Below are 12,816 nucleotides of genomic sequence, written 5' to 3' on the forward strand. Positions count from 1 at the left end.
CGGGTGTACTCCACGGACCCGTGGAGCGAGCGCCCCGGAAACCGGCATCACGGAGCCGTCACGGCTCGCCGGTCAGGAAGATGAAGGACAGCGGCATTTCTTCGGCACGCGTCCGGCTTTCGGTCCATGAGTGCCATGCGGGACGACGCGGACGCAAGTCCCTGCAGCGACAGTTGTCCGGAACCGATTGCCAAATGCACCTGGTTTGGCCGCCCATGATGCATGTCGTTGACAACGATGTTGAAGAGTTATTCACTGCGCAAGGGCGACGGCCGCAGCGCCTTCCCTCCGGCCCCGTCGCGCCTTAAGCAAGCGAGTGCCACCTCAGCGATCCGACCCCACAGGAGCCGCCGTGAGAAGAAACCGCTTCGTCACCCTGCTGCTGGCCGTACTGGCTCTGGTCGGTGCGGCCCTCCTCGTGCCGTCCGGCACGGCGAGCGCCGCCGGCCCGTGCGACAACGCGTCCAATTGGACGGCCGGCACCTGGTATCCGGCGGGCACGGTCGTCCGGTACACGGACGGCAAGTACTACGTCGCCGAGCACGACAATCCCGGCTACGACCCGCTCATCAGCACGTGGTACTGGGACCCGTATACCTGCCAGGGAGGCGGGACCCCGGGGGCCGGAAAGTTTCCCGTGACGGAGGCCCAGTTCCAGCAGATGTTCCCGGGCCGGAACGCCTTCTACACGTACAACGGGCTGATCGCGGCGCTGGCCGCGTACCCGGGATTCGCCGGCACCGGCAGTGACCAGGTCAGGCGGCAGGAGGCCGCCGCCTTCCTGGCCAACGTCGACCACGAGACCGGGGGCCTGGTCCACATCGTGGAGCAGAACACGGCCAACTATCCCCACTACTGTGACGGGAACCAGCCCTATGGTTGCCCGGCCGGTCAGGCCGCCTATTACGGCCGCGGTCCGCTCCAGCTCAGCTGGAACTTCAACTACAAGGCGGCGGGCGACGCCCTCGGAATCAACCTGCTGAACAATCCGTCGCTCGTCCAGACCGACGCGGCCGTCTCCTGGAAAACCGCCCTGTGGTACTGGAACACCCAGCGCGGCCCCGGCACCATGACGCCGCATGACGCGATGGTCAACAGCCGCGGATTCGGGGAGACCATCCGCAGCATCAACGGCGCCGTGGAGTGTGACGGCCGCAACCCCGCCCAGGTGCAGAGCCGGGTGAACAGCTACCAGCGATTCGCCCAGATGCTGGGTACGGCTCCGGGCGGCAACCTCTACTGCTGAGTCCGGCCGGCAGGTCTATGACGGCGACGGCTGGGGGCCCGGGAACAGCAGGGCCTCCTGACGTCTTCCCGATTGAGTGTAACTCCCCGGCAGCAGCTAGGCTTTGGCTGTTCTTGGGAAGGGGCGCTGATGGGCACCAGATTCATTGAGGTAGACGAATCACGGCAAGGCGAGCCGGGCGTGCGGAAGGGAGGCAGAACATTGACAGTGGGGGACCAGTCCGTCACCCAGGAGACATGGGTGAAGGTAGAAGCTTACGACGACCTTGATCCGACCGTGACGGGGGACGTCCATCTGCACACGTTCGCAGTCCCCGGTATGGAAGTGCGGGTTGGGGCCGCGAAGGACGACGAGGACGAAAGCAGCGAATTCGAAACCAGGCTGGTCCCATCTGTCCAGTATTACCAGATCGAGCTCGGGCCCGACTCGCTGAACGAGCTCCATGATGCGCTCAAGCCCTTTATAGCGGCCGCGCGGGAATGCGAGCCGCCGAAGGGTCGCAAGATACGCGCCAAATAGCCCACAATGCCCCCTCGTATGAGGGGGCATTGCCATGTGTAAGGCCGAGGCGGAGCAGAGTGTGGTTCGCCGCTCACTCAAGGCCTTCCAGGAACGGGACGAGCGCATCGATGAAGGGCTCGTTCCGGTCACCGGCCACCATGTGCCCGGCGTCGGCCACATCGACGTACCGCGCGTGGGGAACCCTGTCGCAGAACTCCTCGGCGATGTCCTCGCGCACCACGTCGCTGAGCCCGCCGCGGACGAGCAGGATCGGCACGTCGGCGTGGTGGGCGGCGTCCAGGAGACGCTCCGCCCTGCCGGGCGGGTCTATCCGGCCCTCGAAGCTGTCCAGTATCCGGGGGTCCCAGTGCCAGAACCAGCGATCGCCGCGGCGTCGCAGATTGTTGCGTAGTCTCTCGGGGTCGTCCGGTCGCGTGCGACGCGGCAGGTAGGCGGAGACCGCCGCGGCCGCGTCCTCGACGCCGGCGAATCCGTCCGGCCGACAGCGCATGAACTCGAGGATCCGGCGAACTCCGCAGGGATCCGGTCGATGGGCGACGTCGACGAGCACCAGGCCGCGAACCGCCGCCCGGGGCGCCTCTCCGGCGGCGAGCAGCGAACTCAGACCGCCGAGCGAGGCTCCGACGAGCAGCGGGCGGTCGCCGAGTTCGGCGACGAGTGCCCGGACGTCCCCGGCGAACAGGCCGAGGTCGTAGTCTCCGTCGGCTGACCATTCGCTGGTGCCGTGCCCGCGCAGGTCCGGAGCGATGACCCGCCACCCCAGCGTGGCCAGCCGGGGGCCGGCCCGGTCCCAGGCGTGTCGTGTCTGGCCGCCGCCGTGCAGCAGGACAAGAGGTGGCGAGGACGCCTCGCCCCACATGTCGGCCGCGAGCAGGATCCCGCCATGGCCCACGAAGGTTCGGGGCCGTGACGGTGCGCCGGCCGTCATCCCGTGCCTCGGGTCCGCAGCGGCGCCAGCAGCTGGTCGCGGTGGGGGTCCGCGGCCGCCGCGGCGAGCACGACGTCCAGTGCGAACAGAGCACGCGCGAGGAACCGGTCGTCGTCTATCAGGGCGGCGACCCACTGATGCAGTGCGCCCACGCACGAGGTGCCGACAACGGCGGCCAACGCGTCAGTATTGACGTCGGCGCGCAGGATGCCCTGTGCCTGCGCCCCGGCCATCGCCCGGCGGAGCTGGGTGAGGGGACTGCGGTCGAGCACGAGGCCGCTCTCCTCCCACTCGCGCACCATGCGGCGCGACACGACCGGGTCGCTCACGAAGAGATGGACGGTCGACCGGACGACCTCACGCGGGTCACCGGCTCCCAGCGCCATCAGGCGGTGTTCGAGTTCGTCCGTGAACCCGGCGGCCAGCGCCTCCCAGATCTTCTCGCGCGGTCCGATCAGGTTGTAGACAGTGGCCGGGGCGACCTCCGCCCGCTCGGCGATCCGCTCCGTACTGATCACTGATTCCGGGTTGTCCCGCAGGAGTTCGCGCGTCGCTTCGAGGATCCGGATCCGTCGCCGGGCCTTGTGCTGCTCACGCAGCCCTCCTTCGGCCGTCTGCATGCGCGCCCCCTTTCGTGGAAACTTAGAGAGACCTCTAAATTTAGAGAGGTCTCTGAACGGGGGCAAGTGCTGTGGCGGCGCAGACCGCTGGGACGGAAAGCCGCTACCCGGCCCTTGGGGAGGACCAGAAGGAGGCGGGCAGCATGCCGACTTCGCGGGCGGCCTGGTCCAGGTCGGCGGCAACCGGCTCCAGCGCCGTGTAGACCGGGTCGCCGTCGGCGGCCATGCGGCGGATGACCTCCGCGTTGGTCCTGGCCCGCGCGGCCACCACGGTTCCGAACGCCGAGCGGTCGCCTTCGTACCCGTAGGCGTCGAGCAGCAGGTGCAGCCGCCGGGAGCGGTCTTCGAAGGCGGTGAAGCCGGTCCGCTCGGCAAGCCGGCGCGCGTGCAGGGGAACCCAGGTCAACGCCATGAAGGCCAGGTCGAACTCACGCGTTGACGGGCCGGCGGTGTCCCAGTCGAAGAAGCCCGCCACGCGCCCTTCGCGCCGGACCGCGTTCCACGGGGCGGCGTCATGGTGGCCGATGACCAGACCGGGCCGCCACGACTGCCCGGCGAGCCAGCGCGCATCCTGTTGCGGGACGAACGACCGGGTCGCGTCGTGCAGCCTCCGGGCCCACCGGCCCACGTCCTCCAGCGCGGTCGTCGAGTACACCCAGGCGGGCCAGGGAAGGTCTTCGCCCGCCGTCTCGCCGTCGAGACGGGTCAGGACCTCACGCCCTTGGCCGTCCACCCCCAGGACCCGGGGCACGCCCTCCAGCCCGACCGCCTCCAGATGGCGCAGCAGCGCGTGCACTGCGGGGGTCCACGGCTGGACGGGCCGGTGGACCGCGTCACCGCGGCGCACCGCTCCCACCGTCCTGCCGCCGGGCAAACGCTCCTCGTCGTCCATGAGTCGGTTCTAGCGCGGCCCGCCCGCTCGCGCAGCTGCATTTTCCGGGGCCCCGCGTGCCGGCGGATTGCGAAGCGACCCTGCCGACGACGGGGTGTCGACGGGGTGCCTGAAAGCCCCGGCCTGCGGCGCAGGCGCGTCCGGGGCGTTTGGTGCCCCCGGGACTCCGGCATCCTGGTTCTTTCTTACGAGGAGGCTTTGGATCCGTGGAATTCCGGCTGCTCGGCACGGTGGCGATCTGCACCGAGACCGGCGACATCCCGCTCGGCCCCGCCAAACGGCGCAGCCTGCTCGCCGCACTGTTGCTGAGGCCCAACTACCCGCTCTCGGTCGAGCAGCTGACGGCGGCTCTCTGGGACCATGAACCGCCGCTCCACGCCCGCGGAGTCATCCAGGGCCACGTGTCGAGGCTGCGGAGCTTGCTGACGGCCGCCGGCGCCGGGACGTACGGGGCCGAGCTGATCACCCAGGGCGCGGGCTACGTCCTGCGGATGCCCGAGACGCTGCTGGACGCGCACCGCTTCGAAGAGCTGGTGGCCCTGGCCCGAGAGCAGCGCGCCCCGGCCGATGCCGTGGCGACGTACCAGGAGGCGCTGTCGCTGTGGCGGGGGCCCGCGCTGGCCGACGCGTATCCGAGTCCGCCCCTCCAGGCCGCCGCGCACGCGCTGGAGGAGCTCCGGCTGGCTTCGGTGGAACAGCTGGCCTGCGGTTACACCCGGCTGGGCGAGCACGCCCGGGCCGCCGCCGTGCTCCGCGCGGAGGCATGCGCCCATCCGCTGCGCGAATCGCTGTCCGCCGCCCTCATGGGGGCGCTCCAGAGGGCGGGCCGCCGCTCGGAGGCGCTCGACTGGTTCCATCGCACCCGGCGGTTGCTCGCCGACGAACTGGGCGTGGACCCGGGCCGGGAACTGGCGGACGCCTACGCCTTCGCCTTGCGCGGCGGGGAGGGAGACGTATCGGGTGACAGGACGACGGCCGCCACCGCGGTTCCGGATCCGTGCCCGGCCACCGCGGCGCACGCCCCGCTCCCCGCCCCCGTACCGGCCGCCGTTCCCCATGCCGGTGCGCCCGATCTGCTGCCGCGCGCGCCGCGCGGCTTCCACGGGCGGGCGGCGGAGCTCGCCGCCCTGTCCCGGGCCACCGCGGGCGAGGCGCCCGTCTGTCTGGTCACCGGGCCCGCCGGGGTCGGGAAGACGGCCCTCGTGTTGCATTGGGCACACCACGGCCGCGCCGGATTCCCCGACGGGCGGCTCTACGCCGACCTGCGCGGCTTCAGCGACACGGGCGAGCCGGCCCTCATCGAGGTGCTGCGCGATTTCCTGCCGGCGCTCGGTGTCGCGCAGCACCGGATACCGGAGTCGGCGAACGGCGCGGCCGCGCTGTTCAGGTCGCTCGCCGCCGGCCGTCAGCTCCTCGTGGTGCTCGACAACGCGCGCGACTCCGAGCAGGTCAGGCCGCTCCTGCCGGGCGGTCCCCACTGCGTCACCGTCGTCACCAGCAGACACCGGCTGCCGGGGCTGATCGTCACCGACGCCGCCCGTTCCGTTCCCGTGGACGTGCTCGGGCCGGAGGACGGCACGGCGCTCCTCGCCGGTGTGCTCGGCACGGAACGGGTGCTCGCGGAGCCGGTGGCCGCGCGACGGCTGGCCGAGCTGTGCGGCGGGCTGCCGCTCGCGCTCCGGGTGGCCGCCGCCAGACTGGTGCAACGGCCCGGCTGGTCGCTGGGCGCGATGACCGCCGAGCTGTCCGACGAGACGCGCCGGCTGAGCCTGCTGGACGTGGAGGACACCGGCGTACGAGCGGCGCTGCGCCTGACGCTGCAGCAGCTCCCCGGGCACGTCTCCCGTCAGTTCGCCCATCTCGGCCGCCACCCCGGCACGCACGTCGACCGGTACGCGGCGGCGGCCCTGGCGGGCACGGACCCGGCAGTCGCCGAGACCGCCCTGGAGCGGCTGGCCGTCGCACACCTCGTCACGGAGACGGCGCCCGGCCGCTGGACACTGCACGACCTCGTACGGCTCTACGCCCGTGGCCTGGACGCCGGGCCCGACGCGCTCAAGCGCCTGCTCGACCACTACATCGTCACGGCCCTCGCGGCCGTGGCGGCGGCCGAGCCCGGCAACGAGGATTGCTTCCCGCTGCCGGCGGACTTCCTGCCGCCCGCCGCCGTACGGGAGTTCGGTGACCGGTCCGCCGCCGTGGCCTGGTACGCGGCCGAGCGGGACGACCTCGTGCAGGCGGTGGCCGCGGCGCGCGCCGCCGGACTGCACGGCAGGATCTGGCGGATCGTCCTGACGCTGTGGCCGCTGATCGTGTGGCGCGTGCGGGACGGCTGGGTCCCGCTCCTGGAGACCGGGCTCGAGGCGGCACGGGCCGACGCCGATCAGTACGGCGAGTCGCGGGTGCTGAACGTGCTCGGCTGGGTGCTGATCGAGGAAGGGCGCGTCGAGGAGGCGCTGACCCGCATGGGGGCCGCCTCCGCGCTCGCCTCCCGGGCGGGCGACCTGAACGCCGAGGCGAACGCGCTGATCGTCCTGGCCATGGCGCAAGCGGCGCTCGGCGCCCCGGACGAGGCGGCGGAGGGATGCGAGCGGGCGGTGGAACTGGCCCGCGAGGCCGGCGACCGGACCATCGAGCGACTGGCCCTGCAGCACCTCGCCCGGCACCGGGTCGACGCCGGCGAATGGCGCCCGGCCCTCGACACGGCGACCGAGGCCCTCGCCTTCGACGACCGGTCGCCCACGGCCGACGTGCCCCGGATGCTGCTGCTCATGGTGAAGGGAGAGGCGCTGCTCGGGCTCGGCGACGAGGCCGAGGGCATCCGTCAGCTCGACCTGGCGGCCCGGCTGGCGGAGTCGTCCGGCTACGAGGACGGAGAGGTACGGGCACTCGGTGCGCTGCTGCGGGTGTCGGCGGACGAGGGGTTCCGGGCACGGTACGACGCGGCGCTGGGGCGGCTCACGGCCCGTCCGTGACCGCGCGTCGGTGGGGCGGCGGGGTGGCGAGGGAGGCGGGGCCGTGGGACGCGCGTGGACGGAACACCGGTCCGTGGGCTCCTGGGCGTGGTGCGGCGCGGCGCCGGCGCGGCTGACGGCCCCGAAGGGGAACGCCGCCGGACGTGAGCGGGACATCAGCCGAACGTGAGCGGAACATCAGCGGGCCGGGCAAAGATGAACGGATCGCGGGAACGCACCGCGAGATCCACATCTTTACCCGGGGGCCCCGCGCTTTTGGTTAGGGTCCGGGTTTGGATGAAGTCGTTCGGTTTCCCGACCGGAAAGCCGAATTTCAATGATGGTGCGGGCACTCCTGTTTCGTCGTGCCCGTAATCCTGGGAATGGAGGAACCATGAAGATGGTCAAGGCGTTTGTGAAGCGGTTCAAGAAGGACGAGGACCTCGCCAACCACGCGTGGGTGCTGCACGTCATCTGACGCACCGCCGCCGGCGGAGGCCGCGGCCGTGCCGCTGCCTCCGCCGGCGCTGCTCTCCGCCTGCCGCGGGGGAACGCAATGCATCGCCAGGTCAATGGAGACGGGATTCTCGTGGAAGAAATGGCACCGGCGGCAGTGCGCGGCCATTCCGTCGTGTACGCCCCGCGGATTCAGGAACTGCTGGCCAGAGAAGAGAAAGTGTTCCGGATCGACGCGACCACGGTCGGCGTCTCCGACTGCGACCTGATGGCCGAGATCGTCGCCGCGCGCCCCGTGCTGGCGACGGAGCGCTCGGTCTACAAGCCCGCCGCAGGGGCCGAGATCCACCACGACAGCGCGACACGGACGATCCGCGCGCTGGGGCAGGACGTCATGGCGGGCATCCGGACTCCGCCGCCCCCGGCGCGCGGGCTCTCCGGCGCCTGGCCCTACGCGCCCACCTCCTACCTGAGGCGGTGGCTCTTCTCGTCCGACCCCCTGCCGGTCTCCCTGTTGTCGAAACGCGGCGTCACGCGCTCCGACACGCTCTCCCGGATCGTCGACCGCGCCGTCACCGTCTGGCCCGGATCCCCTGCCGGGGGCGGGTGCACCGCGCTGGCCGAGCAGATACGCGGCGCTTCCGGCACCCGGGACAGGAAACAGGCCATCGCGCTGTACCGGCGAGCGACGGCCACCCTCTGCGACGGCGTGGCCGCCCTGGCCGGCAACGCCCTGTGGCTCATGGGGCCGGCACGGGAGGAAGAGGGAGCCCGCGCCGATCTCACCACGGTCCTGTGGGAGACGCTGCGGCTCCTCCCGCCCGCGTGGATGCTGTATCGCAAGGGCGGGGACGCGTACACCGGACTGCACCCCGAGATCCGTCCCACGGACAACGTCGCGCTCTTCCCACTCCTGATGCACCGTCATCCGGACTACTGGTCCGACCCCCTGGAGTTCCGGCCCGAGCGGTGGGCCGGGGTGGCGGACCCGGAGAAGACGCCCGGGTTCATGCCGTTCGGCTTCGACGGTGCCCGCTGCTGGGCCAAGCACCTGGTCGTGCCCCTGGCCGAGCGCCTGCTGACCGTCGCCTTCGACAACCGGCTCGTCATCCGCAGCCCGCAGCGGGACGCGGAGGTCCCCCTGCGCTCCCTGCTCTCCGTGCGGTTCGACGCGGCAACCGGGGCGTGACCGGCGCCACGCCGCCCGCCTCCCGCCGCGAGCACCGAACACCCTGACACCACGGGAAACACCATGGAATCGCCCACGCTGGCCGGCTGGGTCGGCGACGTCACGAGCTTCACCGGCCGCCAGTGGCAGCGCGAGCCCGCCGTCTTCACGCCGGAGACGCTCGCCTCGCCGTTCGGCCTCGACGAGCTGGACGCCGCCTTCGACGGAGGACTGCTGCGCACCCCCTACCTGGAGATGGTCCGCTCCGACAAGGTCGTCGTCCCGCCCGCTGCCTACACCACATCACGCGTGGTCAACGGCACGACGCACCATGGCTTCGCCGACCGCGCGAAAGTCGTCGCACTCCTGCGCTCAGGGGCGACGCTGCTCCTGCGCTGCGTCGATCAGTGGCACCGCCCGACGGGCGACCTGGTGGCGCGGTTGACCGAGGAGCTCGGCCGCCGCGTGGAGGCATTCTTCTTCGTCACACCCGCCGGCGGTCAGGGGCTCGCGGTGCACCGTGACGACGCCGACGTGTTCGTCCTCCAGGCGGCCGGACGCAAGACCTGGTACGTCCACGACGCACCGGCGGTGGCGGACTGGTCGCTGGGAGAGCTCCCGGACGACGAACGCTCCCCGCTGCTCCTGCACAGCGTCCTCGAGCCCGGCAGCGTGCTCTACGTCCCGCGCGGCTTCGCGCACCGCGCGGTGGGCGCCGCCGGACTGTCCGCCCACCTGTCGCTGACGATCCGCGACGTCTCCCTGCAGGACCTGCGCACGGCCCTGGAGCAGCAGTTGTCCGAAGGGCTGGACCTCCCGGCGCGCCCGCTCGGCGAGACGGCGATCGCCGACGCCTGCGCCACGCTGCTCAGCCACGCCCGGGCGAGGCTCGACACGATCGCACCGGAGGACCTGCTGGCCGCCGCACGGGCCGCGCAGGCGAGGCAGCCGGTCGCGACGCCGCAGACGGAGACGTTCGCCGAGACGGCCCGGAACTGGCCGGACGGCGGAGCCGGCGCCGGGCGTGCCGGGCCGGCGTCCGTCAGCCGCACGTGGCGCCGGTTGCGCGACGCGGCACGCAGCGCGCGCTGACGCACAGCCATGGCGTTGGCGGCCGACGGCGGAGCCACCGCCCTGGGGCGGGGCCGGGAGCTCGTGTCCGCCGACGGCGTGACGCGAGACGGCCGGGCCGGGCGGTTCGGCGGGGGACCGTTCGGATGCTCAGCTCGATACCGGCTACCAGAACTGCGGGCGCCATTCGAAGAGCAGGATGGTCGCGTCGTCCCGCAGCTGGTTGCGCTGGTAGTCGAGGATGGCGTGGATGAGCAGCCGGAGGACCTCGGCAGGGCGCTGGCCGGCGGCGGAGGAGCGGATGATGAAGTCGGTGAACCGGTCCAGGCCGAACTCCGCACCGTCCGCGTCGCGGGCTTCCACGACGCCGTCGGTGTAGAGCAGGACGCAGTCGCCCGGTTCCAGTGTCGTCTCGTGAACCTGCCGGGTTGCCGGGACGAGCTGGCCCGCCAGGCCGATCGGCGGCTGCGGAGGGCTGTCCAGCACCCCGCCCAGCACCCGCTCGGCCCGGATCAGCAGCGGTGGGGGATGACCGCAGTTGACCCAGCGCAGCACCCCGGTGAGCGCGTCGAGCCGGCACAGCACGCCGGTGCAGAAGTGGTCGGGCAGCCACTGGGCGAGGGCCTGGTCCACGGAGCCGACGATGTCGGCCAGGTCGCCACCGCCGCGGCGGGCGTTCCGCGCCGCCGCCATGGCGACCGACGTGGTCAGACCGGCGACCAGATCGTGGCCCATGGAGTCGAGGATCATGGTGTGCAGTACGTCCTTGACCACCGAGTGGTCGAAGGCGTCGCCGGCGACGTCGTACGCCGGCTCCAGGACCGCGGTCGAGACGCACCTGCTGCTGCCGATGGTGTGGGACGGCAGGAAGGCCCGCAGCATCTCGGTGGGCAGCCGCATGGTCGCGGTGCGGGCGCGGGCCGCGAGCCAGTCGCTGTAGGTGCGCTTGGAGGTGATCAGCATGGCGAACAGAAAGGCCAGCATCCGGCTGCGGCGCATCCGCACCCCGTCGAGCGAGGGCATGCGCACCCCCAGCACGCCCAGCCGCTCCGCACCGTCGACCAAGGGCATCCAGACCATCACGTCTTCGTCGGCATCGGCCACTCGCGGAGTGACCGTGCGGTACGCCCAGCCGGCCAGCGAACGGTCCACCGGCAGCGGCTCCAAGGCCTCGTCGAGCGGGATCAGGAGCTGTTGCTGCAGGTCGACGAGGTAGACCAGCGCGGTGCCCAGGCCGAGGGCCGAGGCGCACCGGTTCGCCAGGTCGGGCAGTTCGAACGGCAGGGCCGTCTGCGCCTCGGCGATCAGCTCTTCCAGCCGGTTCTCGTCGACGGCGGTGTCGGAGCCGGCGGACGCATGCGGCGGGTCCGGCACGGAGATCACCCCTTCCGTTCCCAGTCTCACACCGATCCCGGCCGCTCTCATGTCGGGCACGATCCCACTGATCACGGTGAGTCGTAGCGCCGGATCCCTCCGTTACGCCCGCTGCCCGCGCCCGAAGACTCTGAAATTCCGTAGCCCGCTCCGTGATTCCGTGAGCCTGCCGACCGTTGGGTGAGGACTTGCGGCCCTCGACCGGCTTTGTCCGTGGCAGTGAAAGGGGACCGAATGTCCAAGCGCGCGCTGATCACCGGAATCACCGGCCAGGACGGCTCTTACCTCGCCGAGCATCTGCTCGCCGAGGGCTACCAGGTGTGGGGCCTGACCCGAGGGCAGGCCAACCCGCGCAAGGACCGGGTGGCCAAGCTGATACCCGATCTCTCCTTCGTGGACGGCGACTTGATGGACCAGGGGAGCCTGGTGTCGGCCGTGGACCTGGTGCAGCCGGACGAGGTCTACAACCTCGGGGCCGTGTCCTTCGTGCCCATGTCCTGGCAGCAACCGGAGCTCGTCACCGAAGTCAACGGCACCGGGGTGCTGCGCATGCTCGAAGCGATCCGGATGGTGAGCGGGCTGGGCAAGTCCACGGGCGGAGGCGACGGCCACGGCCACATCCGCTTCTACCAGGCCTCCTCCTCGGAGATGTTCGGGAAGGTGGTGGAGTCGCCGCAGAGCGAGCAGACCTCCTTCCATCCGCGCAGCCCCTACGGGGTGGCCAAGGCCTACGGCCACTACATCACCCAGAACTACCGCGAGTCCTACGGGGTGTTCGGGGTCTCGGGGATCCTCTTCAATCACGAATCGCCCCGCCGCGGTGCGGAGTTCGTGACCCGGAAGATCTCCCTCGCGGTGGCGCAGATCAAGCTGGGCCTGCAGGACAAGCTGCTGCTCGGCAACCTGGACGCGGTGCGCGACTGGGGCTTCGCGGGGGACTACGTCCGCGCGATGCACCTGATGCTGCAACAGGACAAGCCCAGGGACTACGTGGTGGGCACCGGCCGGATGCACTCGGTGCGGGACGCCGCGCGCATCGCCTTCGAGGCCGCGGACCTGGACTGGGAGGAGCACGTGGTGGTGGACCCGGCGCTGGTGCGGCCCGCCGAGGTCGAGACGCTGTGCGCCGACTACGGCGACGCCCGCCGGGAGCTGGGCTGGGAGCCCGCGGTCGGCTTCGAGGAACTGATGCGGATGATGGTGGAGTCCGACCTGCGGCAGGCCGGCCTCGAGCGTGACCACGGCGAGCTGCTCGCCGCGGCGAGCTGGTAGGGCTCGCCGGAAGACACCTGCTCACCCCCATCGCGCAGCCGGAGCCGGAGCCGGAGCCGGAGCCGGAGCCGGAGCCAGGGCCGGAACCGGGACCTGGACCTGGACCGGGACCGGGACCGGCCGACTCTACGGGTTTCCGTGGACACGCCCGCCGAGACTGGGCGCGTGGTGTGAGGGAAGCCGAGCAGTGCCCCGTGCGGGGCCTCCAGATGACTCATTCGCTGTGGGAAAGCCGTCCCGGGTACCGGATGCCCACATCGAAATCCCCTGCTGTCCGTCGGTCTTGAGATGGGTTGAGTTGAACGTGGCGAAG

General features: G+C 71.3%; 10 protein-coding genes. 6 read left to right on the top strand and 4 right to left on the bottom strand.

All coding sequences use genetic code 11. The features are described 5' to 3' along the window. Positions 1–352: 352 nt before the first annotated feature. Positions 353–1,246 carry a glycoside hydrolase family 19 protein gene (locus IF61_RS0109865; RefSeq protein WP_030365910.1) on the top strand — a complete coding sequence of 298 codons (894 nt, stop codon included), beginning with the start codon at positions 353–355 and terminating at the stop codon, positions 1,244–1,246. A gap of 129 nt (positions 1,247–1,375) precedes the next feature. Beyond that, entirely contained in the window at positions 1,376–1,765 is a 390-nt protein-coding gene (locus tag IF61_RS0109870) for a hypothetical protein (RefSeq protein ID WP_157848580.1), read from the top strand. A 73-nt stretch (positions 1,766–1,838) separates the two neighbouring features. Here the strand turns inward: IF61_RS0109870 and IF61_RS0109875 are convergent, their stop codons facing one another. The 3 genes from IF61_RS0109875 to IF61_RS0109885 all read right to left on the bottom strand — a co-directional run bounded on the left by IF61_RS0109875 (position 1,839) and on the right by IF61_RS0109885 (position 4,208). Next, a complete protein-coding gene (locus tag IF61_RS0109875; RefSeq protein WP_211264853.1) occupies positions 1,839–2,660 on the bottom strand; it encodes an alpha/beta fold hydrolase in 822 nt (273 codons plus the stop codon). A gap of 32 nt (positions 2,661–2,692) precedes the next feature. Then, entirely contained in the window at positions 2,693–3,316 is a 624-nt protein-coding gene (locus IF61_RS0109880; protein WP_030365913.1) for a TetR/AcrR family transcriptional regulator, read from the bottom strand. 103 nt (positions 3,317–3,419) lie between these two features. Then, positions 3,420–4,208 (bottom strand): phosphotransferase, encoded by a 789-nt coding sequence (locus tag IF61_RS0109885; RefSeq protein WP_030365914.1) that lies wholly within the window; start codon positions 4,206–4,208, stop codon positions 3,420–3,422. Positions 4,209–4,414: 206 nt separating this feature from the next. Between IF61_RS0109885 and IF61_RS0109890 the strand changes: the two genes are divergently transcribed. From IF61_RS0109890 to IF61_RS0109905, 3 genes are all read left to right on the top strand, one after another. Then, a complete protein-coding gene (locus IF61_RS0109890) occupies positions 4,415–7,183 on the top strand; it encodes an AfsR/SARP family transcriptional regulator (protein WP_030365915.1) in 2,769 nt (922 codons plus the stop codon). Positions 7,184–7,760: 577 nt separating this feature from the next. Beyond that, complete coding sequence (locus IF61_RS0109900; RefSeq protein WP_030365916.1) at positions 7,761–8,807, top strand: cytochrome P450; 1,047 nt, start codon at positions 7,761–7,763, stop codon at positions 8,805–8,807. A gap of 63 nt (positions 8,808–8,870) precedes the next feature. Further along, entirely contained in the window at positions 8,871–9,878 is a 1,008-nt protein-coding gene (locus IF61_RS0109905; protein WP_052392561.1) for a JmjC domain-containing protein, read from the top strand. Between the two features lie 144 nt (positions 9,879–10,022). Here the strand turns inward: IF61_RS0109905 and IF61_RS0109910 are convergent, their stop codons facing one another. Further along, positions 10,023–11,261 (bottom strand): PP2C family protein-serine/threonine phosphatase, encoded by a 1,239-nt coding sequence (locus IF61_RS0109910; RefSeq protein ID WP_043188318.1) that lies wholly within the window; start codon positions 11,259–11,261, stop codon positions 10,023–10,025. A gap of 204 nt (positions 11,262–11,465) precedes the next feature. Between IF61_RS0109910 and IF61_RS0109915 the strand changes: the two genes are divergently transcribed. Then, a complete protein-coding gene (locus tag IF61_RS0109915) occupies positions 11,466–12,503 on the top strand; it encodes a GDP-mannose 4,6-dehydratase (protein ID WP_030365919.1) in 1,038 nt (345 codons plus the stop codon). Positions 12,504–12,816 lie beyond the last annotated feature (313 nt).

The organism is Streptomyces roseoverticillatus, from assembly GCF_000719265.1.
Lineage (GTDB): Bacteria > Actinomycetota > Actinomycetes > Streptomycetales > Streptomycetaceae > Streptomyces > Streptomyces roseoverticillatus.

Bases quoted from the DNA above. Each gene is read 5' to 3' on its own strand.
- IF61_RS0109870 (WP_157848580.1), top strand. From the start codon at position 1,376: ATGGGCACCAGATTCATTGAGGTAGACGAATCACGGCAAGGCGAGCCG.
- IF61_RS0109880 (WP_030365913.1), bottom strand. From the start codon at position 3,316: ATGCAGACGGCCGAAGGAGGGCTGCGTGAGCAGCACAAGGCCCGGCGA.
- IF61_RS0109885 (WP_030365914.1), bottom strand. From the start codon at position 4,208: ATGGACGACGAGGAGCGTTTGCCCGGCGGCAGGACGGTGGGAGCGGTG.
- IF61_RS0109900 (WP_030365916.1), top strand. From the start codon at position 7,761: ATGGCACCGGCGGCAGTGCGCGGCCATTCCGTCGTGTACGCCCCGCGG.
- IF61_RS0109905 (WP_052392561.1), top strand. From the start codon at position 8,871: ATGGAATCGCCCACGCTGGCCGGCTGGGTCGGCGACGTCACGAGCTTC.
- IF61_RS0109915 (WP_030365919.1), top strand. From the start codon at position 11,466: ATGTCCAAGCGCGCGCTGATCACCGGAATCACCGGCCAGGACGGCTCT.